The 19,875-nt window shown below is 65.0% G+C and carries 20 protein-coding genes and 5 tRNA genes; 5 read left to right on the top strand and 20 right to left on the bottom strand.

The genetic code is table 11. The features are described from left to right. Positions 1-31: 31 nt before the first annotated feature. The 8 genes from murB to AC1TXO_RS08260 form a co-directional block, all read right to left on the bottom strand. Positions 32-1,051, bottom strand: a complete 1,020-nt coding sequence (murB, locus tag AC1TXO_RS08295) for a UDP-N-acetylmuramate dehydrogenase (protein WP_486405864.1) — start codon at positions 1,049-1,051, stop codon at positions 32-34. Then, positions 1,048-1,512, bottom strand: coding sequence for a low molecular weight protein-tyrosine-phosphatase (locus tag AC1TXO_RS08290; protein WP_486405863.1), 465 nt, complete (start codon positions 1,510-1,512; stop codon positions 1,048-1,050). Before AC1TXO_RS08290 ends, murB begins: the two co-directional genes overlap by 4 nt. Next, positions 1,512-2,276, bottom strand: coding sequence for a 3-deoxy-manno-octulosonate cytidylyltransferase (gene kdsB, locus AC1TXO_RS08285; protein WP_486405862.1), 765 nt, complete (start codon positions 2,274-2,276; stop codon positions 1,512-1,514). The genes AC1TXO_RS08290 and kdsB overlap by 1 nt, the downstream gene beginning before the upstream one ends. Further along, a complete protein-coding gene (locus AC1TXO_RS08280) occupies positions 2,273-2,458 on the bottom strand; it encodes a Trm112 family protein (RefSeq protein WP_486405861.1) in 186 nt (61 codons plus the stop codon). The genes kdsB and AC1TXO_RS08280 overlap by 4 nt, the downstream gene beginning before the upstream one ends. A 41-nt stretch (positions 2,459-2,499) precedes the next feature. Beyond that, complete coding sequence (gene lpxK / locus AC1TXO_RS08275) at positions 2,500-3,495, bottom strand: tetraacyldisaccharide 4'-kinase (RefSeq protein WP_486405860.1); 996 nt, start codon at positions 3,493-3,495, stop codon at positions 2,500-2,502. Then, the gene (locus AC1TXO_RS08270; RefSeq protein WP_486405859.1) at positions 3,495-3,929 is read right to left on the bottom strand and encodes an ExbD/TolR family protein; all 435 of its coding nucleotides are present in this window, start codon (positions 3,927-3,929) and stop codon (positions 3,495-3,497) included. Before AC1TXO_RS08270 ends, lpxK begins: the two co-directional genes overlap by 1 nt. Next, entirely contained in the window at positions 3,926-4,561 is a 636-nt protein-coding gene (locus tag AC1TXO_RS08265; RefSeq protein WP_054893125.1) for a MotA/TolQ/ExbB proton channel family protein, read from the bottom strand. Before AC1TXO_RS08265 ends, AC1TXO_RS08270 begins: the two co-directional genes overlap by 4 nt. 98 nt (positions 4,562-4,659) lie before the next feature. Beyond that, entirely contained in the window at positions 4,660-6,900 is a 2,241-nt protein-coding gene (locus AC1TXO_RS08260; RefSeq protein ID WP_486405858.1) for a DNA internalization-related competence protein ComEC/Rec2, read from the bottom strand. Between the two features lie 142 nt (positions 6,901-7,042). Between AC1TXO_RS08260 and AC1TXO_RS08255 the strand changes: the two genes are divergently transcribed. Continuing rightward, positions 7,043-7,669 carry a DUF2062 domain-containing protein gene (locus AC1TXO_RS08255; RefSeq protein ID WP_486405857.1) on the top strand — a complete coding sequence of 209 codons (627 nt, stop codon included), beginning with the start codon at positions 7,043-7,045 and terminating at the stop codon, positions 7,667-7,669. Here AC1TXO_RS08255 and AC1TXO_RS08250 read toward each other — a convergent pair. From AC1TXO_RS08250 to AC1TXO_RS08240, 3 genes are all read right to left on the bottom strand, one after another. After that, positions 7,553-8,332 carry an ABC transporter permease gene (locus AC1TXO_RS08250; protein ID WP_486405856.1) on the bottom strand — a complete coding sequence of 260 codons (780 nt, stop codon included), beginning with the start codon at positions 8,330-8,332 and terminating at the stop codon, positions 7,553-7,555. The two genes, AC1TXO_RS08255 and AC1TXO_RS08250, sit on opposite strands and share 117 nt — an antisense overlap. Beyond that, complete coding sequence (locus AC1TXO_RS08245) at positions 8,329-9,261, bottom strand: ABC transporter ATP-binding protein (RefSeq protein WP_486405855.1); 933 nt, start codon at positions 9,259-9,261, stop codon at positions 8,329-8,331. Before AC1TXO_RS08245 ends, AC1TXO_RS08250 begins: the two co-directional genes overlap by 4 nt. 147 nt (positions 9,262-9,408) lie before the next feature. Further along, positions 9,409-10,032, bottom strand: a complete 624-nt coding sequence (locus AC1TXO_RS08240) for a glutathione S-transferase (RefSeq protein ID WP_486405854.1) — start codon at positions 10,030-10,032, stop codon at positions 9,409-9,411. 169 nt (positions 10,033-10,201) lie between these two features. On the opposite strand from AC1TXO_RS08240, the gene AC1TXO_RS08235 reads away from it, so the two are divergent. Further along, positions 10,202-12,649, top strand: coding sequence for an acyl-CoA dehydrogenase (locus AC1TXO_RS08235; RefSeq protein WP_486405853.1), 2,448 nt, complete (start codon positions 10,202-10,204; stop codon positions 12,647-12,649). 116 nt (positions 12,650-12,765) lie between these two features. Further along, entirely contained in the window at positions 12,766-13,176 is a 411-nt protein-coding gene (locus AC1TXO_RS08230) for a PA2817 family protein (protein ID WP_486405852.1), read from the top strand. A gap of 99 nt (positions 13,177-13,275) precedes the next feature. On the opposite strand, the gene AC1TXO_RS08225 is transcribed toward AC1TXO_RS08230, so the two are convergent. The 5 genes from AC1TXO_RS08225 to AC1TXO_RS08205 all read right to left on the bottom strand — a co-directional run bounded on the left by AC1TXO_RS08225 (position 13,276) and on the right by AC1TXO_RS08205 (position 13,836). Beyond that, a tRNA-Gly gene (locus tag AC1TXO_RS08225) sits at positions 13,276-13,351 on the bottom strand. A gap of 84 nt (positions 13,352-13,435) precedes the next feature. Beyond that, a tRNA-Gly gene (locus AC1TXO_RS08220) sits at positions 13,436-13,511 on the bottom strand. A gap of 3 nt (positions 13,512-13,514) precedes the next feature. Beyond that, positions 13,515-13,590: transfer RNA gene (locus tag AC1TXO_RS08215), tRNA-Glu, on the bottom strand. 92 nt (positions 13,591-13,682) lie between these two features. After that, positions 13,683-13,758 (bottom strand) — tRNA-Gly (locus tag AC1TXO_RS08210). A gap of 2 nt (positions 13,759-13,760) precedes the next feature. Next, a tRNA-Glu gene (locus tag AC1TXO_RS08205) sits at positions 13,761-13,836 on the bottom strand. A 351-nt stretch (positions 13,837-14,187) separates the two neighbouring features. Here AC1TXO_RS08205 and AC1TXO_RS08200 point away from each other — a divergent pair. Beyond that, positions 14,188-14,955 (top strand): hypothetical protein, encoded by a 768-nt coding sequence (locus tag AC1TXO_RS08200; protein ID WP_486405851.1) that lies wholly within the window; start codon positions 14,188-14,190, stop codon positions 14,953-14,955. A 48-nt stretch (positions 14,956-15,003) separates the two neighbouring features. On the opposite strand, the gene AC1TXO_RS08195 is transcribed toward AC1TXO_RS08200, so the two are convergent. Next, positions 15,004-15,486, bottom strand: coding sequence for a GAF domain-containing protein (locus tag AC1TXO_RS08195; RefSeq protein WP_486405850.1), 483 nt, complete (start codon positions 15,484-15,486; stop codon positions 15,004-15,006). Continuing rightward, a complete protein-coding gene (locus AC1TXO_RS08190; protein WP_486405849.1) occupies positions 15,483-16,373 on the bottom strand; it encodes an ATP-binding protein in 891 nt (296 codons plus the stop codon). The genes AC1TXO_RS08195 and AC1TXO_RS08190 overlap by 4 nt, the downstream gene beginning before the upstream one ends. Positions 16,374-16,574: 201 nt before the next feature. Between AC1TXO_RS08190 and AC1TXO_RS08185 the strand changes: the two genes are divergently transcribed. Then, complete coding sequence (locus tag AC1TXO_RS08185) at positions 16,575-18,887, top strand: response regulator (RefSeq protein WP_486405848.1); 2,313 nt, start codon at positions 16,575-16,577, stop codon at positions 18,885-18,887. Here the strand turns inward: AC1TXO_RS08185 and AC1TXO_RS08180 are convergent. Continuing rightward, entirely contained in the window at positions 18,877-19,365 is a 489-nt protein-coding gene (locus tag AC1TXO_RS08180) for a glutathione peroxidase (RefSeq protein WP_486405847.1), read from the bottom strand. The two genes, AC1TXO_RS08185 and AC1TXO_RS08180, sit on opposite strands and share 11 nt — an antisense overlap. 13 nt (positions 19,366-19,378) lie before the next feature. Then, positions 19,379-19,774, bottom strand: a complete 396-nt coding sequence (msrB, locus tag AC1TXO_RS08175; RefSeq protein ID WP_486405846.1) for a peptide-methionine (R)-S-oxide reductase MsrB — start codon at positions 19,772-19,774, stop codon at positions 19,379-19,381. Between the last annotated feature and the right edge of the window lie 101 nt (positions 19,775-19,875).

Here is a 19,875-nt window from a genome sequence, read left to right as displayed (position 1 = left end):
TTTCTTTTGTACGTCTGTACGTCGCGAGCGGTCAGTACAGGTTCGGCTCCATCTCCAGTTCGACCCCGAACCTGTCGAGGATATCGGCCTGGATCCGCTGCGCCAACGCGTACACCTGGGCTCCACTCGCCTGCCCATGGTTGACCAGCACCAGTGACTGCAAGCGGTGCACACCGGCATCGCCTTCGCGGTAGCCTTTCCAGCCCGCCTGCTCGATCAACCAGCCGGCCGCCAGCTTGACCTGCCCTTCGGGCTGGGGATAAGCGACCAGGCTCGGATGGCGTGCCCGAATCCGTTCGGCCAGGTGCGCGGTCACCACCGGGTTCTTGAAGAAGCTTCCGGCGTTGCCCAGTTCAGCCGGATCCGGCAGCTTTTCGCGGCGGATACTGCAGATGGCATCGCTGATGGCCTGTGCCGTCACCACCTGCACGCCCTGCTCCTGCAGACGCTGGCGCACCGGCCCGTAGTCCAGATGCGCGCGCAGTGTACGACTCAGCACGAAGCGGACACGCAGGATCAGCCAGCGGCCGGGGCTGCGCTTGAACACGCTGTCGCGGTAGGCAAAGTCGCACTCGTCCAGGCTCAAATCACGCAGCTCACCGGATTCGCGGTCCAGGGCGGTCAGCCCGGCGAACACATCCTTGATCTCCACGCCGTAGGCACCGACGTTCTGCATGGGCGCCGCCCCGACCGTACCCGGAATCAGGCTCAGGTTCTCCAGGCCACACAGGCCCTGCGCCAGGCTCCATTGCACGAAGGGGTGCCAGGGCTCACCGGCCTCGGCCTCGACCACGACCCGCTCGCCGTCATCACTGAGGATGCGCCGGCCACGACTGGCCATGTGCAGGACCAGAGCCTCGACATCGCGGGTCAGCAGCAGATTGCTGCCGCCGCCGACCACCAGCACCGGCAACTGCCGTTGCGCCGCCAGTGCCAGCGCTGCACGCACTTCGCCGTCATCACGGGCCTGGGTGAAGCAGCGTGCGCTGACGTCGATGCCGAAGGTGTTGTAAGGCTTGAGCGATACCCGCTCCTGCCATTGCGCCGTCATAACCGCCCCTTGATTTCCACGACCAGTTCCCGGCACGCCGCCTCGATCAGGTCCAGGACCTGCTCGAAGCCTTCGGCGCCGCCATAGTAAGGGTCTGGCACCTCGTCCAGCGCCGCGCCATAGCGGCGCAGGAACAGGTCGAGTTCGCCACGGGCACCTTGCGGACGCAGTGCCTGCAGGTTGCCCAGATTGCTCTCGTCCATGGCCAGGATCAGGTCGTAGTCGGCAAAGTGAGCCACCTCGACCTGCTGGGCACGTTGGCTGGACAGGTCGTAGCCGCGCGTCAGGGCAGCCTGGCAGGTCCGCCGGTCGGGGGGCTCGCCCACGTGCCAGTCACCGGTGCCGGCAGAGGCGACATGCACGCGCTCGGCGAGCCCGGCTGCCTGCAACTGATGGCGCAATACGCCTTCGGCGGTGGGTGAACGGCAGATATTGCCCAGGCAGACGAACAATACGCGCATCAGGCCTCCAGCAAGCGCCGTACGCGCTCCAGGTCTTCAGGGGTGTCGACACCCACGGCAGGCGCTTCGATAGCGTCCTCGACGTGAATGCGCACGCCGTGCCACAACGCCCGCAACTGCTCCAGCGCCTCGGTCTGCTCGAGCCAGCACGGCCCCCAGCCGACGAAGTCCTGGAGGAAGCCGACACGGTAGGCATACATGCCGATATGGCGACGGTACGGCACACCCTCGGGCAGCACGTCCTGGCCGCAGGCAAAGGCATCACGTGCCCAGGGCAGCGGCGCGCGACTGAAGGTCAGGGCCAGGCCATTCTTGTCACTGACCACCTTGACCGCATTGGGGTTGAACACCGCGTGCGGCGCGTGGATGGGCTCGGCCAGGGTCGCGATGCCCGCTTCCGGGTGAGCCGCCAGGTTGGCGGCCACCTGGTCGATGATCACCGGCGGGATCAGCGGTTCGTCGCCCTGCACGTTGACCACGATGGCATCGGCCGGCAGGCCCAGGTGCGCGACCACTTCGGCCAGACGATCAGTCCCCGACTCATGGTCGGCGCGAGTCATCAGTACCTCGGCGCCGAAAGCCTGGCAGGCTTCGAAGATGCTGTCGTCGTCAGTCGCAATGACCACGCGGCCAGCCCCGCTCTTGCGTGCCTGCTCCCAGACATGCTGAACCATAGGCTTGCCGGCGATCGACAACAACGGCTTGCCCGGCAGGCGTGTGGAGCGCAGCCGGGCGGGAATCACCACGGTGAAGTTCACGCTCATTTGTCCAGGCGCTCGTCGTCGCTCAGCGTCCGTGCCTCGCTCTCCAGCATCACCGGGATGCCGTCACGGATCGGATAGGCAAGACCCGCGGCCTTGCTGATCAGCTCGGTCTTGTCGGCGCTGAGCTTGAGCGGGCTCTTGGTGATCGGGCAGGCCAGGATATCGAGCAGTTTGGTGTCCATGGAGGGGTCCTTGAGGCCAAAGGCCGGAAAGTGAAAGTGACTCAGGGCAGCAGGCGTGCCAGCTGCGCATCGAACCAGGTGACGAAGGCCGGAGAGGGTTCGGCGTCGACCGCCAGGTACCACCAGTCGTCAGCAGCGAAGCCCCGGCATTTCACCGCGTCCTTTTCGGTCATGACCAGCGGCAGCGGTGGGTCGAACGTCAGGCTCCGGGCATCGAACTGCGCATGGTCGGCGAAAGGATGCGGCACAGGCTGCCAGTTTAGCCCCAGCAGGGTGTTGAAGAAACGTTGCGGGTTGCCGATACCGGCCACTGCATGCAGGGCCTGCCCGGCGGGGAAATGGTCCAGCCCACGGCGCTGGCCGCTGCGCAGGTTGACCAGCGCACTCGGACGCAGGCCGAAGGCAAAGCCACCTTGCGGGTCGGCAGCCGCACCGTTGTGCAGAACGGCACCGACGTCGTCCAGGCGCTCGGCTGGCTCACGCAACGGCCCGGCCGGCAGGCAGCGGCCATTGCCCAGGCCGCGCGCTGCGTCGATCAGCACCAGCTCCAGGTCGCGGGCCAGGCGATAGTGCTGCATGCCGTCATCGCAGAGGATCAGGTCCAGCGGCTCGCTGGCCAACAGTGCCTGCACGGCGCGGGAACGCTCGGGGTCGATCATCAGCGGCACGCCGGTACGCTGGACGATCAGCAGCGGCTCGTCGCCAGCCTGGCCGGCCGGCTGGTCAGCCGCCACCCGCCAGGGGAAATGGGGCGGCCTGGCGCCGTAGCCACGACTGACCACGCCAACCTTGAGGCCACGGCGCCGGCAGTGTTCGATCAGCCAGAGGATCATCGGCGTCTTGCCGGTCCCGCCAACGGTGATGTTGCCCACCACGATCACCGGCACCGGGGCGCGATAACCGGGGCTTTCGCCGCTGAGGAAGCGCGCTCGCTTGCGCATCACCACGCGCCGGTACAAGGCCTCGAGCGGGCGCAACAGCGCCAGGGCCGGATGTCCCTGGTACCAGGCGGCAAGCAGACGGTCGGTGAAGGCCATCAGGGCGTCCCCGGGGCCGCCTCGACGGTGGTCATGCGCAGATGGCTGAAGCCCAGCTTGCCAGCAGCATCCATCGCAGTGATCACCGCCTGGTGCGGGGTCTTGCCGTCGGCACTGATGGCCAATGGCAAGGTGTTGTCGCCACCGGACTCGCGCTCCAGGGCTTCGGTCAGGGTGGCCAGGTCACTCCTGGGCAGCAGGTGGTTGTTGACCGAGTACACGCCGTCGGCGCTGATGGTGACCTCGACCAGCTTGCCATCCTGCGGCGACGACGGCGCGCCGCTGGCGGCCTCGGGCAGTTCGACGCGCAACTGTGTCTCGCGGGTGAAGGTGGTGGTGACCACGAAGAACAGCAGCAGCACGAACACCACATCGATCAGCGATGCCAGGTTGATGTCGACGTTCTCGCGTTGTCGATTGCGCCGGAACTTCACGCCTTGCCTCCGGCCACCTCGACCTCGCGGTCGCCCTGCAGCACCTCGACCAGCTTGATCGCTTCCTGCTCCATGCCGACCACTAGCTCATCGATGCGGCGCAGCAGGAAACGGTGGAAGAACACCGCCGGGATGCCGACCATCAGGCCGGCCGCGGTGGTCACCAGGGCCTTGGAGATGCCTCCGGCCAGTACTGCGGCGTTGGCGGTCATCTGCGAGCCCATGAAGGCGCTGAAGATGTCGATCATACCCAGCACGGTGCCCAGCAGGCCGAGCAGCGGCGCCATCGCGGCGATGGTGCCCAGGGTGCTGATGTAGCGCTCGAGTTCGTGGATGACCCGGGAGGCGGCTTCCTCGATGCACTCTTTCATGATCTCGCGGCCATGGCGGGAGTTGGCCAGGCCTGCGGCGAGGATCTCGCCCAGCGGCGAGTCGGCGCGCAGGGCCTTGAGCTTGTCACTGGTCAGTTGCTTGTCCTTGATCCACATCCACACCTGGCCGAGCAGGTGCGGCGGCGTGACGCGACTGGCGCGCAAGGTCCACAGGCGCTCGACGACGATCGCCATGGCTGCGACGGAGCTCAGAATGATCGGCAGCATCATCCAGCCGCCGGACTTGACCAATTCCCACACAGTAAGCATCCCCCTGAAAAAGGCCGCCACTCTACCATAGGCGCCGGTGGCACTCATCTGCCGAAGGTCAGCGGACCCGTGGCTGCCAGGAGGATCGCTCACGGCATCGCAACGGCAGTGACTGGCGGATCACGCCAGAAGCGCCGCTGGGCGCGCAGGCCCTCGACCCCGCCGTGCGTGCCCAGCAACAGGCGCAGAGCCCCTTCCTGCGCCGTGTCATGGATCGCCAGCCCATGCTGCCGGTAGCGCTCGATGACCTGCGGGTGCGGGTGACCGAAACCATTGTGCCGGCCGCGGGAAATCAGTACGCCGCGTGGCGCGGTTGCCCGCAGCAACGCCTCGGTGGACGAACTGCGGCTGCCATGGTGGGGCGACTGCAGCCAGTCGATGCGCGGTGCATCGGTTGCCGCCAGCCAGGCGCGCTCGGCCGCCGCCTCCATGTCGCCGGCCAGCAGCAAGCGCTCGCCCTGCGCCTCGACCAGCAGCACGCAGGATCGATCGTTGCTGCTCTTGCCCTCGGGCCAGTGCCAGAGCAAGAACGTCACTCCGTCCCATTGCCAGCGCTCGCCACTGTTGCACACCTGCGCCTGCATCGCCGCAGGCAACTCCTGCGGCTCGCCGGCAAGCACACGCACCACCGGCAGGCCGCGATGCACCGCTCCAGCGCCGCCGGCATGGTCGGCGTGGGCATGGCTGACCACCAGCAGGTCGAGTTGCGCGACGCCCAGCTTGCGCAGGGTCGGCAGCACCACACTCTCGCCCAGGTCACTGAAACCGGAGGCCGGACCGCTGTCGTAGAGCAGGCTGTGATGACGGGTGCGCAACAACACCGCCAGCCCCTGGCCGACATCCAGGTGCCACACCTCCACCTGCCCATGCGCCAGAGGCTCGCGCGGCGCCCACAGCGCCACCAGCATCAGCGCCCCCACCCCTCGCAAAGGCACACCCTGCGGTGCCAGCAACAGCAGTGCCCCCAGGCACACCAGCCCCCAACGCCAGCCAGCCAGCGGTGGCGGTAGCCAGGCCGGCTGCCACTGCGCCAGCAGGTCGAGCAGGCGAAACATCAACTCGATCAAGCCACCCGCCAGCCAAAGCAAGGCTTCGCCGACACCGGGCAGCGGCAGCAGGACCGTGCCCAGCAGGGCCAGTGGCAGCACCGCCAGGCTGACCCAGGGCACGGCCAGCAGATTGACCAGCGGCGCCGTGAGACTGACAGGCAACCCAAGCGCCAACAGTGGCGGCAACAGCCCCACGGCGATCACCCACTGGGCCCGGGTCCAGGCCTGCCAGGGCCGCCAGCCACCCAGGCGACCGCTGAAGCAGTACACCAGGGTGGCTACAGCGCCAAACGACAGCCAGAACCCGGGCAACAGGCTGGCCAGAGGCTCGATCAGCAACACGCCGGCCAGATCCAACAGCAGGGGAAAGAACGCCCCCAGGTGCCGAAAGCGCAGGCGCCAGACCAGCACGGTGGCGAGCATCAGGCAGGCGCGCTGCACGGGCACCTGGAACCCGGCCAGGGCGCCATAACCCAGTGCCGCGGCCATCGACAGGGCACAGGCCCACGGCAGCCAGGGCAATCGGCCAGGCCAGGCGCCCAGGCGGGCCAGCCCGGCAACCAGTGCGTACACCAACCCGGCCAGCAGGCCGATGTGCTGACCGGAAATCACCATCAGGTGCACGGTGCCGGTCGCCTGCAACGCCTGCCAGTCCTCCCGGGCCAGGCCCGAACCGTCACCCAGCACCAAGGCCGCCAGCACGGCTTCGCGCCCCTGCGCATCCACCGCCAGCAGGTGCTGGCGCAAGCGGTCGCGCCAGCCACCCGAAACCGAAGCCAGGCGCTCTCCGGCCTTGACCGTTCCGCTGGCGCCGATGCGCTGCGCCAGCAGCCTCGCCTCGCGGTCCGGGCCATGGGGGTTGAGCAGCCCTTGCGGCCGCCGGAGATTGACCGCCAGCCGCCAGCGCTCCCCCGCCTTGATTTCAGGCCCATCGAACCAGCTCAGTTGCACACGGCCAGGCAACGCGGCGCGCCGCGACTGCGCACCTTCCAGCTCGAAACGCACGCTGCGTCCGGACTGCGCCGGCAACCCCACCACCCGACCCTCCAGCCACAGGGTACGGCCGTCAAGCTCGGTCGCCAGCCGGTCAGCCAGTGCCGAGTGCGCCGACCAGCAGGCCCAGCTCAGTCCCAGCAGCAACCAGCCCAGCGGCCAGGCACGGCTGCACAGGCACATCAGCGCCAACACCAGCAGCAGGCACAGCCATCCGACCGACGGCAAGGCAGGCAACAGGCCCAGGCCAAGCAGCCCGAGCACCAGCGCAGTCATCCCTGTGCGCATGAAGTAGAGCTCCGCAAGCATTGATCGCCGGTCAGGCTAGGCGCAATTGCCCTGCACGCTCACTCAACAATTGTCACAAACTCTGAACGAGGCTGTTGTGGAATCAGGGCATACTCGCCCTATTCGAGCCCCGGGAGCCCACATGCCGCGCCGCCTCTTCAAACGCTACATGCCGGATCCGAGCAGCATTCGCGAACACAAGTCCTTACGTTTTTTTGGCAGGTTGCTGCACGACCCCAACCTCTGGCACCTGAATCGCCATTCGGTGGCGCGAGCCATGGGCGTGGGCTTGTTCGCGGCGCTCATTCCCATTCCCATGCAGATGCTGCTGGCCGCGGCCCTTGCGATCCCGGTGCGCGGCAACCTGCCGATCGCGGTCAGCCTGGTCTGGCTGACCAACCCGCTGACCATGCCTCCGGTGTTCTTCGTCACCTACATGACCGGCGCCTGGCTGATGCAGATTCCCCCGCGCACCCTGCCCGAGGAACTGACCTTCGAATGGATCACCGACCAGCTCTCCACCGTCTGGCAGCCCTTCCTGCTGGGGTCGGTGGTCTGCGGCGTGCTGCTCGGCGTCGCCGCCTACTTCGCCACCCTGCTCTACTGGCGCTGGTGGGTCGGTCGGCAGTGGCGCCGGCGCAAGCTCAGGGTTTCATGCACGCATGCCACGACCGCTGACCAGCAGGCGGACGCACAAGGTGTAGAGCACCGCGGTCGCCACCAGCATGAAGGTGATCGCCGTGCCAATGCTGATATCCGACACCCCTAGAATGCCGTAGCGGAACGAGTTGACCATGTGCAGCACCGGGTTGGCCAACGACACGGTCTGCCAGAACGGCGGCAGCAGGTTGATCGAGTAGAACACGCCCCCGAGGTAGGTCAGCGGCGTCAGGACGAAGGTGGGGATGATCGAGATGTCGTCGAAGTTGCGCGCGAACACCGCGTTGACGAAGCCCAGCAGCGAGAAGATGGTTGCCGTCAGCAGCACCACGACGATGGTCACGCCCAGGTGATGCACCTGCAGGTGGGTGAAGAACATCGACAGGATGGTGACGATCACGCCCACCGCCAGGCCGCGCAGCACACCGCCAAGGGTATAGCCGACGAGGATGGTGTGCGGCGAGACCGGCGACACCATCAGCTCCTCGATCGAGCGCTGGAACTTGCTGCCGAAGAAGCTCGACACCACGTTGCCGTAGGAGTTGGTGATCACCGACATCATGATCAGCCCCGGCACGATGTACTCCATGTAGGTGAAGCCGCCCATGTCGCCGATCTGCCGGCCGATCAGGTTGCCGAAGATCACGAAGTACAGAACCATGGTGATCGCCGGCGGCAGCAGCGTCTGCGGCCAGATCCGCAGGAAGCGCCGTACTTCGCGGTAGACGATGGTATTGAGGGCGACCCAGTTGGTGCGCAGTTCCACACTCATACCGCCACCTTCGACAGATTCTTTTCCACCAGGGCCACGAACAGCTCCTCGAGTCGATTGGTCTTGTTGCGCAGGCTCTGCACCTCGATGTTCTGCAGTGCCAGCTGGCCGAACAGCGCGGTGATGCCGATATCCTTTTCCACCTGCACTTCCAGGGTATGCGGCGTGATCAGCCGGCACGGATAACCCTGCAATACCGGCGCGGCAGGCAGGTCCTGTCTCAGGTCGAGGACGAAGGTCTCGACATGCAGCTTGCCCAGCAACTGGCGCATGCTGGTGTTCTCGACGATGGTGCCGTGATCGATGATGCCGATGTTACGGCACAGCTGTTCGGCTTCCTCGAGGTAGTGGGTGGTCAGGATGATGGTGATGCCTTGCTGGTTCAGCTCGGTGAGAAAGCTCCACATCGAGCGACGCAGTTCGATGTCCACACCTGCGGTCGGCTCATCGAGAATCAGCAGGCGCGGCTCGTGGATCAGCGCGCGGGCGATCATCAGGCGACGCTTCATGCCGCCGGACAACGAACGCGACTGCACGTCGCGCTTGTCCCACAGGCCCAGTTGGGTGAGGTACTGCTCGGCGCGCTCCTTGGCCAGCTTCGGCGGGATACCGTAGTAACCGGCCTGGGTGACGACGATGTCGAAGGTCTTCTCGAACTGGTTGAAGTTGAACTCCTGGGGCACCACGCCGATGCTGCGCTTGAGCGCGGCGGGCTGGCGGTCCAGGTCGTGGCCGAACACGTTGACCGTGCCGCTGGTCTTGTTCACCAGGGTCGAGAGAATGCCGATGGTGGTGGATTTGCCGGCGCCGTTGGGGCCGAGCAAGGCGAAGAAGTCACCTTCGGCGACTTCCAGGTCGATGCCCTTGAGGGCCTGGAAGCCGTTGCCGTAGGTCTTGGTCAGCTGTCTTATGGACAGGGCAGAACTCATAGCGGGTCACGTACCGAAGAAAAAGGTTCAGGACACGCCAGGTCGTATCACTGGCGCAGTGAGTAGTGCGGCCATGGTGCAAGGCCTGGCCGCACAAGTACAGTCATGTGTATCGATAGTGACTATCGAAACAGGCGGGGTGTTCGATCAGGTCAATGCGGTCATCACTGCAGCCTGATAGGCCGGGCGTGCCTTCAGGCGCTCGTACCAGGCCTTCAGGTGCGGCAGGTCGGGGCGCTCGATGGGCATCTCGAACCAGGCGTAGGCAAAGCAGCCCAGAGGGATGTCACCCATGCCGATCCGTTCGCCGGAGAGGTACGGCTGGGTGGCCAGCGCCTGGTCGGCGATCGCCAGCAACTCGCCGCACTTTTTCAGCGCCTCATCGATCGCCACCCGGTCACGCTGGTCCTCGGGCGTGCGCAGGATGCCCCAGAACAGCGGCCGGAAAGGCGCGGCGAAGGACGAGGTGGTCCAGTCCATCCACTTGTCCGCCTGGGCGCGCTGGCGCGGATTCGCCAGGTACCAGCCCTGCTCGCTGCCATATTCGGCACTGAGGTAACGCACGATGGTGTTGGACTCCCACAGCACCAGGTCGCCGTCCTCGAGCATCGGCACCAGGCCATTGGGATTGCGTTCACGGTAATGAGGCTCGTTGACCACACCGAACGCGCCACCGGCGTCGATCGATTCGAACTTCAGCCCCAACTCATGGGCGATCCACAACGCCTTGCGTACGTTGCTCGAATTCCTGCGACCCCAGATCTTCAGCATGACAGCGTCCTTATGAATGCAGAGGGTGGACAGTCTACTCCACAGTGATGGCAGCTGTACCTGAAACTCCTGCCGCCACACCCTGTCACTGTTCAGGACGGGCCATCGCTCGCATCGCGTCTAAGCTATGCGCAATGGCTCGAGCCCAAGCTTCCAAGGAGGAAGGACTATGTTGCTGTTGTGGTTGGTGGTGCTGGTGATCGGCGCCGCGTATCTCACCCATCGACGCCTGGCACCGCTGCAGATCCTCGGGATCGTTGCCGCCTACGTGCTGCTGATGGGCATCTTCGCCGACGCCCCGGGCTGGCTGCTGACCGTGATCTGGCTGGTACTGGCCGCCAAGGTCGCGCTGCTGGTGCTGCCGGCCTGGCGCCGCCAGGTGTTCACCGGGCCGATCTTCAAGTGGTTCCAGCGCACCCTGCCGCCCATGTCGCAGACCGAACGCGAGGCGATCGACGCCGGCACCGTCTGGTGGGACGGCCAGCTGTTCAGCGGCCAGCCCGACTGGAACACCCTGCTCGACTACCCGGCTCCCGGACTCACCGCCGAAGAGCAGGCCTTCATCGACGGCCCGACCGAGCAGCTCTGTGCCCTGGTCAGCGACTGGCAGATCGGCCAGGACCTCGACCTGCCGCCCGAGGCCTGGGAGCACATCAAGCAGCATGGCTTCTTTGCCCTGATCATTCCCAAGGAGTACGGCGGCAAGGGCTTCTCCGCCTACGCCCACTCCCAGGTGGCGATGAAACTCGCCACCCGCAGCGGCGACCTGGCCTCGACCGTGATGGTGCCCAACTCGCTGGGCCCTGCCGAGCTGCTGCTGCACTACGGCACAGATGAACAGCGCAACCATTACCTGCCACGCCTGGCCCGCGGCGACGAGATCCCCTGCTTCGCCCTCACCGGCCCGCTGGCCGGTTCCGATGCCGGCGCCATGCCCGACACCGGTATCGTCTGCAAAGGCCAGTGGAACGGCGAGGAGGTCATCGGCCTGCGCCTGAACTGGGAGAAGCGCTACATCACACTCGGCCCGGTCGCCACCCTTCTGGGCCTGGCCTTCAAGGCCTACGATCCGGATCACCTGCTGGGCGAGGAGGAATCACTGGGCATCAGCCTGGCGCTGATCCCCACCGACACACCGGGCGTGGAGATCGGCAAGCGCCACCTGCCCCTGGGCGCCGCCTTCATGAACGGCCCCAACAGCGGCAAGGACGTGTTCGTCCCGCTGGACTTCCTCATCGGCGGCAAGGACATGCTCGGCAAGGGCTGGATGATGCTGATGAACTGCCTGTCGGTCGGGCGCTCCATCTCGCTGCCCGCCGTCGGCACCGGCGCCGCCAAGTACACCAGCCTGGTCACCGGCCAGTACGCCCGCGTCCGCGAACAGTTCAACGTGCCGCTCGCGGCCTTCGAAGGCATCCAGGAGTCGCTGGCACGCATCGGCGGCAATGCCTGGCTGATGGACAGCGCCCGCCTGCTCACCGCCAAGGCCGTGGACCTGGGCGAAAAACCCTCGGTGCTCTCGGCCATCCTCAAGTACCACCTGACCGAACGCGGGCGCGAATGCATCCAGCACGCCATGGACGTGCATGGCGGCAAGGGCATCATCATGGGCCCGAACAACTACCTGGGGCGCAACTGGCAGGGCGCGCCGATCTTCATCACCGTCGAGGGCGCGAACATCCTCTCGCGCAACCTGATGATCTTCGGCCAGGGTGCAATCCGTTGCCATCCCTTCGTGCTCAAGGAAATGGCCCTGGCCGGGCGCGAGGATCGCGAGCAGGCGCTGAACGAATTCGACGACCTGCTGATGCAGCACATCATGTTCGCTGCCAGCAACGCCGCCAGCACCTTCGTTCTCGGCATCGGGCTGGGGCACTTCGAGAAAGTGCCGGGCGACGCCCTCAGCCAGGGCTACTTCCGCGCGCTGAATCGCCAGGCCGCGGCCTTTGCCCTGCTCGCAGACCTGTCGATGATGCTGCTGGGCGGTGCGCTCAAGCGACGCGAGCGCCTCAGCGCACGCCTGGGCGATGTGCTCAGCTACCTGTACCTGTCGTCGGCGGCGCTCAAGCGCTACCACGACCTCGGCTCTCTCGAGCATATGCAGCCCCTGCTGCGCTGGGCCCTGGAGGAAAGCCTGGGCCAGGCCGAGAAAGCCCTGGACCGACTCCTCGACAACTTCCCCAACCGCTTCATCGGCTGTGCGCTGCGGGTTCTGGTCTTCCCCTTTGGCCGCCGTCACACCGGGCCGAGCGATGAACTGGATGCCGAGGTGGCCGAGCTGATCGGTCGACCAAAAGGCGATCCGGCCCTGGAAGAACTGCTGGCAGGTTGCTTCCGCCCCGAGGCCGAAGGTGATCCGGTGGCTGCCCTGCAGAAAGCCTGCGACCTGTTGGACGATGCAGCGCCGCTGCACAAGGCATTGCACCAGGCGCTCAAGGACGGCAAGGTGCAGCCGGCACCCGGCCAGTCGGTCATCGACGCCGCCGTGCAGGCCGGAGCCCTGCAGGCTGGCGCAGGCGACCAGCTGCAGGCCGCCGAGGCGGCGCGCCGTGCGGTGATCGATGTCGACGCCTTCGACAAGGAGCAACTGCTGGCCACCGAGGGCAAGGTTCGCTAGCGAGCCGGGCACCGTTTCGCTGGCGCTGTACGTGCCTGGCGAACCGGTGCCTGTCTGCCCCCTGGGGCAAAACCTGCGTATACTCCGGCCCCTTTTCAACACCAAAGGATCGCCCCATGGCCAACCCCCACCTGGAGTACCACCTGCAACTGCTCCAACACCTGCGCACCATCCTGGTGGCCCTGGGCGAAGCCGAGCAAGTGCCGGAAGAAAGCCATGCGCTGTTCCTCGAGCGCTTCGATGAGCTGCTGACACTGCTGCCGCAGAACCCACTGGAAAGCCAGTACCTGGGCCAGGACCTGATGTGCCAGGTCATTACCCGCTACCCGCAGATCGCCCACCTGGTCCCGCGCGATTTGCTGTGGTTCTTCGGCGGCGATTGCCTGCACTACATGCCCGACGAAGAACTCGACCTGTACCAGACCCTGGAAGAGCGTCGTTACGAAGCCGAGCAGAATGAAGAACCCTTCGACTGGAACATGGAAAAGCAATTGCTGAGCGCACCCGATCAGGGCGAGCGCCACTGATCACGGCAGGCTGCGGGTCGTGATGACCTGCAGCGCCTCTGCCGCCAGCTTTATTGCAGGCATAAAAAAACGCCACTTCAATGAAGTGGCGTTTTGAATTGGAGCGGGAAACGAGACTCGAACTCGCGACCCCGACCTTGGCAAGGTCGTGCTCTACCAACTGAGCTATTCCCGCAATGTGAAGCAAACTGCATCTGGCCTGAAGCGACAAAAGCCCTTCACCACCGCTGTACCGTCAATGAACGCCACAGTATTGAACTGGAGCGGGAAACGAGACTCGAACTCGCGACCCCGACCTTGGCAAGGTCGTGCTCTACCAACTGAGCTATTCCCGCAAATGGCGTCCCCTAGGGGACTCGAACCCCTGTTACCGCCGTGAAAGGGCGGTGTCCTAGGCCACTAGACGAAGGGGACATGCCCAACGCTTTTCAGCGCACCAGATGTAAAGCCTTGCGGCCGACTCTGGATTTCTTTTCCAACCCTGCCAGGGGCAGTGCTGTGGAAACTGGAGCGGGAAACGAGACTCGAACTCGCGACCCCGACCTTGGCAAGGTCGTGCTCTACCAACTGAGCTATTCCCGCATTGGCGTCCCCTAGGGGACTCGAACCCCTGTTACCGCCGTGAAAGGGCGGTGTCCTAGGCCACTAGACGAAGGGGACACGCTACATCTTTTCACTCCCTGCCGCGCTTCGCTGTGTGCTTTACGCTGCAAGTGGCGCGCATTCTATGGATGCCTCGACAAGCCGTCAACCCCTTTATGGAAATTTATTTAAATCAATGACTTCCGTCTTTCCCGTGCGGCGGCGTAACGTACGTCCGGGGATTGACGTTGATTTTCTGACGCTGGCCCGGCAAGCTCGCATCAAAGTGCCAGCACTGCAGATTTCCGCACCTGCGCCGACACTACATCATGGACCCCAGCCAACGGACTGTCCGCCAGGCTGTACTGTTCGCCCCCGGGTGAACTCACTACACTCAATGATGCAAAACTTCTTCGTGAGGCGTTAACGGTGACACCACTTCTGATCACCCTGCTCATCGTGGCGGGTATCGCGTTGCTGATCGTGATCGGCTACCTCAATAATGTCGTGGAAAACGCCAAGCTCGAGCGCGCCCGCCTGAAAGTCGAACTCGCCGAACGCCTGCGTCGCTGCGGCGAGATCACCGAGACCTTCCCCGGCCAACTGATGACTCCGGCCCTCAAGTTGCTGCTCACCCGCCTGGAACTGAACCTCAACCAGCGCCTGCTGGCACTGGACAAGCACAATGCCGGCCTCAAGGCACGCATCGCCGAGCTCGAGGAACTGATTGCCAAGGGTGACAAGCTGCCGGTGAACAATCCGCCCAGCCCGATCCAGACCGAGGTCAAGGCCAAGGACGTACGTTTCCTGCTCGAGTCGCTGCACAACCAGATCGTGCGCGCCACCCAGGAAAACTTCCTGCAGTCCAACGAAGGCAAGTACTGGGTCAGGGAAATACGCCACATCCTGGTGCTGCTGCACATCGAGTTCTTCAACAACCTCGGTCAGCAGGCCCTGCAGCAAGGTCAGCCGGGGCACGCACGCCTGGCATTCGAGCGTGGCGTGCAGTACCTGCGCAAGCAACCCGAGCCGAAACAGTACGAAGAGCAACTCACCTACCTGGAAAAACTGCTGGCCCGTGCCAACGCACAGGTGCTGGACCAGATGGAGCCGGCAGAAAACGATCAGAATGCGCTGACCGAAGGGCTCAAGACCGACGAGGACGAGACCTGGAAGAAGCGCGTGATCTACGACTGACCCCACACACAAAAAACAAGGGCCGCAAATGCGGCCCTTGTTTTTTGCTCAGCAGTCGGTCAATTCCAGGAAGATTGCCGCCAGCCGCTCAAGCCCTTGTTGATCCGCTTCACTGAAGCGCGCCAGCTTCGGGCTGTCCAGGTCCAGCACGGCAATCAGCCGCCCGCCTTTCACCAACGGGATCACCAGCTCGCTGTTGGAGGCGCTGTCACAGGCGATATGCCCGGGGAACGCATGCACGTCCTCGACACGCTGGGTCTGGCGCGTTGCAGCCGCCGCGCCGCACACCCCCTTGGCGAAGGGGATGCGCACGCACGCCACCTGCCCCTGGAACGGCCCGAGGACCAGTTCCTCGTTGCGGTTGAGGTAGAAACCGGCCCAGTTCAGATCCTCCACCTGGTGATAGAGGAAAGCCGAGAACTGCGCGGCATTGGCGATGAAATCACGCTCGTCGGCGAACAGCGCCTGCACTTGCGCAGCCAGCAGGTCATAGCCGTCGAGGCCTTTGCCACTGGCGTTGAGGTCGATCATTGTTTCTGCTCCAGCAATTGCAGTCCGACCCAGTAGCGGGCGAACTGGTAGGCACAGCGGCCATTACGGTTGCCACGGCCGGTGGCCCAGCGCGCGGCGAGGATGTCGAGCTCTTCGGTACGCTGCCAGCTCAGCCCGGCCGGACGCGCCAGCTGGCCGATCCAGTGCTCGACCACGTTGAGGAAGTGCTCCTGGGTAAACGGATAGAACGACAGCCACAGGCCGAAACGGTCGGACAGGGCGATCTTGTCCTCCACCGCCTCGTTGGGGTGCAGTTCGCCGTCGACCATCTTCCAGTTCTCGTTGTCGCTCTGCTTTTCCGGCACCAGGTGGCGACGGTTCGAGGTGGCGTACAGCAGAACGTTGTCCGGCGCCTGTTCGAGCGAGCCGTCGAGCACGCTCTTGAGCACCCGGTAATCACCCTCCCCGGCCTCGAACGAGAGGTCGTCGCAGAACAGGATGAAGCGCTGCTCGAGCTTTTGCAGTTGCTCGACCACCCGCGGCAGGTCGGCCAGGTGGTCGCGCTCGATCTCGATCAGGCGCAGCCCCTGGCCGGCATGTTCGGCCAGCAGCGCACGCACCAAAGACGACTTGCCGGTACCGCGCGACCCCCAGAGCAGCGCGTGGTTGGCGGGCATGCCATTGATGAACTGGTGGGTGTTGCGACCCAACTGCTCACGCTGCTGGTCCACACCGATCAGGTCCGAGAGGCGGATGTCCAGGCTGACGTCCAGCGGCATCAGATAGCCGCTGCGACCATCGCGCTGCCAGCGCGCGGCGAGGGTCGAGGACCAGTCGATCTGCGGGCGAGGCGCCGGCAACAGGGGTTCGAGGCGCGTGAGGACGGATTCGGCGCGTTCGAGAAATGCAATGAGGCGGGTGTCCATGGAAGCTTCCTTTATCAAGACCGGTTCAGTGGCCGATGCGCAGCCGTCGCAGGATCAGCCCCACTCACGGGGCACTCGCTGCGATGGCCGCGCACCGGCCCATCGATTGGATCGCTCGAAACAACAGACAGACCCGCCAGCAGCCGGGGCTGATCGGCTATGCTTGCGCAGCGCAAGGGGCGTTGAACCGGCTCGGGAACCATGGATATCAAGTTCACCAATCGCCTGTCATACAAGCAAGCCCGGTTGACAGTCCTGGTCGGCTTCATCCTGGGGACATTGCTCAGTCTCATACAGATCGGCATCGATTATGCCAGCGAAGACGCGTCCATCAACCGCGAAGTGCAGGCGCTGCTGCAAATAAGTCACGACCCGGCCTCGCGCATCGCCTACAACATCGATGCCGAGCTGGCCCAGGAGCTGACCGGCGGGCTGTTGCAGTCGCCTGCGATCATCCGCGCCCGCCTGATCGACAACAACGATACCGTGCTGGCCGATGTCAGCCGTCCACGCCTCGAAGACAACTACCGCGCGCTCAGCGACTTCCTCTTCGGTGAGCAGCGCCAGTTCAGGGACCGCCTGTTCCTGGCGCACATGCCCGACGAGTACCTCGGCACCCTGTACCTGGACGTCGACACCTACGCCTTCGGCGGCCGCTTCCTGGACCGTGCCGGCATCACCCTGCTCAACGGCTTCGCCCGCAGCCTGGTACTGACCGGCATCCTCCTGGGGCTGTTCTACATCATGCTGACCAAGCCACTGGTCACGGTGATCGGCGCACTCAGCGGCAGCGATCCGCGCCAGCCCGGACAGACCCGCCTGGACTACCCCAACGGCCACGAACACGACGAGATCGGCGTGCTGGTCAAGGTTGCCAACCAGCAGTTCGTCAGCATGGCCACCGAGATCCAGCAACGGCGCAATGCCGAAAACCGCCTCACCCAGTACCTCAACGAACTCGAGGATATCGTCTCGGCCCGCACCGATGAGCTCAAGGCCAGCAACAGCCGCCTGAGCCAGTCCAACCAGGATCTGGAGGAAGCCCGCCGCCGTGCCCTGGACATGGCCCAGGCGCGTGCGGCATTCCTGGCCAACATGAGCCACGAGATCCGCACCCCGCTCAACGGCATGCTGGGCATGATCGCCCTGGCCCTGGACAGCGGCCTGACCGCCGAGCAGCGCCAGCAGCTGTCGATCGCCCACGACTCGGGCAAGGTGCTGGTGGAACTGCTCAACGATATCCTCGACCTGTCCAAGTTCGATGCCGGCCAGCTGGAGCTCGAGCGCATTGCCTTCGACATGGGCGCGATGGTCGAGGACACCGCCAGCCTGCTGTCGCAGAATGCCGCACCCAGCGTCGAGCTGACCTGCCTGGTTGCACCGGACTTTCCCAGCACGGTGCTCGGCGACCCCACGCGGGTCCGACAGATCGTCAGCAACCTGCTGTCCAACGCGCTCAAGTTCACACGTTTCGGTCGGGTCGACGTGCGCCTTTCGAGCATTGTCGGCGGTGTACGCCTGGAGGTGTGCGACACCGGCATCGGCATCCCCGAGGAAGCCCAGGCTCGCATCTTCCAGCCCTTCACCCAGGCCGGTGCCGGGATCACCCGCCAGTACGGCGGCACCGGCCTGGGCCTGGCCCTGACTCGCAACCTGTGCAAGGCGATGCAGGGTCACCTGCATATCCTCTCGCAAACCGGTTTCGGCAGCCGCTTCAGCGCCGACCTGCCCCTGCCTGCCCACACCGAAGCCGTTGCGCCTGCGCCGCTACGCGGCCAGGTCGTGGCGCTGAGCAACGCCAGCAGTGGTCTGGCCGAGCTGCTGCAAGGCCTGCTGCCCGGCTGGGGCCTGGACTATCAGCGCCACGACGACAGCCGCCGGCTCGACGGCATGGCCATCGACCTGCTGATCACCGACGACGTCGAGCACCTGTTCGACCTGCGGCCCGGCATCAGTGCACCGATCCTGCTGGTCACCGCCTATGGCAACTTCCTGCCAGGCGAGGAAACCGCGCGCCTGGCGCCACTGCACCAGCAGGCACGCCCCCTGGCACGTAACGCGCTGTACCAGATCTTGCGTCGCACCCTGCAGGGCGAGAACGCCCAGACACTGCCGTCCGAGGCCAGCCGCCTGCTCGAGCGCCGCGCCCATATCCTGCTGGTCGAAGACAACCCGGTGAACCAACTGGTGGCCAAGGGCATGCTTGGCAAGCTCGGCTGCCAGGTGCAGGTCGCCGCCCACGGCGCAGAAGCGCTGGAAATGCTCGAGCGTGAAGGTTTCGACATGGTGCTGATGGACTGCAACATGCCGGTGATGGACGGCTATGAGGCCAGCCGGCGCATCCGCCAGAGCGGACGCTGGCCGGAGCTGCCGATCGTCGCCCTGACCGCCAATGCCATGCCCGAGGAGCGCGAGCGTTGCCGCGCCGCGGGCATGGACGACTACCTGGCCAAGCCGTTTCGCCGCGAAGAACTACTGGCGCTGATCGAACACTGGGTGCCCGTCAGCGGCTGAGCAGGCGCTGGATATCGGCTTCCAGCGCCTCGGGCTTGGTGGTCGGTGCGTAGCGCGTGACCTTGCCGCTGGAGGGGTCGACCAGGAACTTGGTGAAGTTCCACTTGATCTTCTGCGTCCCCAGCAGGCCCGGCGCACGGCGCTTGAGTTCGGCGAACAGCGGATGGGCGCCGGGGCCGTTGACCTCGATCTTGCGAAACAACGGGAAGCTCACGCCGAAGTTGAGTTCGCAGAACTGCGAGATTTCCAGCGCATCGCCCGGCTCCTGCTTGCCGAACTGGTTGCAGGGAAAGCCCAGTACGACCAGGCCTTGCCCGCGATGCTCCTGCCAGAGCTTTTCGAGCCCCTTGTACTGCGGGGTAAAGCCGCACTGGCTGGCAGTGTTGACCACCAGCACAGCCTTGCCGGCGAAATCGCCGAGCTTTTTCTGCTCACCCGTGAGGGTGACGCAGGGGATGTCCAGCAACGCATCGGCCATGTCGATTCTCCCTTCAGGCGCGCGGTTCGAAATCCAGGCACACCGAGTTGATGCAGTAGCGCAGCCCCGTCGGCGGCGGGCCGTCCGGGAATACGTGGCCCAGGTGCGCATCGCACTGGGCGCAGGTGACTTCGGTGCGGATCATGCCGTGGGAGGTGTCGCGAATCTCGATCATCGCACTCTCCTCGATCGGCGCGTAGAAGCTCGGCCAGCCGCAGCCAGAGTCGAACTTGGTCTGCGAATCGAACAACGCCAGCCCACAGCAGATGCAACTGTAGACGCCCGCACGCTTTTCGCTGTTGTATTTACCCGTAAACGGCCGCTCGGTGCCTTTCAGGCGACACACCTGATACTGCGCGGGGTCGAGCATCTCGCGCCATTCTTCGAGTGTTTTGTCGATCTTTTGCATGGGGTAGACCTCGGCAGGCTGAATTTCACTCCGCGCCGTCTTTTCCCTGGCGCGGGTGGCACGTATATTAGTTGGCTTGTGTGCAGACGATCAGTCTGGCA

It is taken from the genome of Pseudomonas sp. FA117 (assembly GCF_057370475.1).
This window is presented reverse-complemented; position numbering and strand designations above follow the sequence as displayed.

Coding starts and splice junctions, on each gene's coding strand:
- murB (WP_486405864.1), bottom strand. CDS start 1,051: ATGACGGCGCAATGGCAGGAGCGGGTATCGCTCAAGCCTTACAACACC.
- AC1TXO_RS08290 (WP_486405863.1), bottom strand. CDS start 1,512: ATGCGCGTATTGTTCGTCTGCCTGGGCAATATCTGCCGTTCACCCACC.
- kdsB (WP_486405862.1), bottom strand. CDS start 2,276: ATGAGCGTGAACTTCACCGTGGTGATTCCCGCCCGGCTGCGCTCCACA.
- AC1TXO_RS08280 (WP_486405861.1), bottom strand. CDS start 2,458: ATGGACACCAAACTGCTCGATATCCTGGCCTGCCCGATCACCAAGAGC.
- lpxK (WP_486405860.1), bottom strand. CDS start 3,495: ATGGCCTTCACCGACCGTCTGCTTGCCGCCTGGTACCAGGGACATCCG.
- AC1TXO_RS08260 (WP_486405858.1), bottom strand. CDS start 6,900: ATGCGCACAGGGATGACTGCGCTGGTGCTCGGGCTGCTTGGCCTGGGC.
- AC1TXO_RS08255 (WP_486405857.1), top strand. CDS start 7,043: ATGCCGCGCCGCCTCTTCAAACGCTACATGCCGGATCCGAGCAGCATT.
- AC1TXO_RS08250 (WP_486405856.1), bottom strand. CDS start 8,332: ATGAGTGTGGAACTGCGCACCAACTGGGTCGCCCTCAATACCATCGTC.
- AC1TXO_RS08245 (WP_486405855.1), bottom strand. CDS start 9,261: ATGAGTTCTGCCCTGTCCATAAGACAGCTGACCAAGACCTACGGCAAC.
- AC1TXO_RS08240 (WP_486405854.1), bottom strand. CDS start 10,032: ATGCTGAAGATCTGGGGTCGCAGGAATTCGAGCAACGTACGCAAGGCG.
- AC1TXO_RS08235 (WP_486405853.1), top strand. CDS start 10,202: ATGTTGCTGTTGTGGTTGGTGGTGCTGGTGATCGGCGCCGCGTATCTC.
- AC1TXO_RS08230 (WP_486405852.1), top strand. CDS start 12,766: ATGGCCAACCCCCACCTGGAGTACCACCTGCAACTGCTCCAACACCTG.
- AC1TXO_RS08195 (WP_486405850.1), bottom strand. CDS start 15,486: ATGATCGACCTCAACGCCAGTGGCAAAGGCCTCGACGGCTATGACCTG.
- AC1TXO_RS08190 (WP_486405849.1), bottom strand. CDS start 16,373: ATGGACACCCGCCTCATTGCATTTCTCGAACGCGCCGAATCCGTCCTC.
- AC1TXO_RS08185 (WP_486405848.1), top strand. CDS start 16,575: ATGGATATCAAGTTCACCAATCGCCTGTCATACAAGCAAGCCCGGTTG.
- AC1TXO_RS08180 (WP_486405847.1), bottom strand. CDS start 19,365: ATGGCCGATGCGTTGCTGGACATCCCCTGCGTCACCCTCACGGGTGAG.
- msrB (WP_486405846.1), bottom strand. CDS start 19,774: ATGCAAAAGATCGACAAAACACTCGAAGAATGGCGCGAGATGCTCGAC.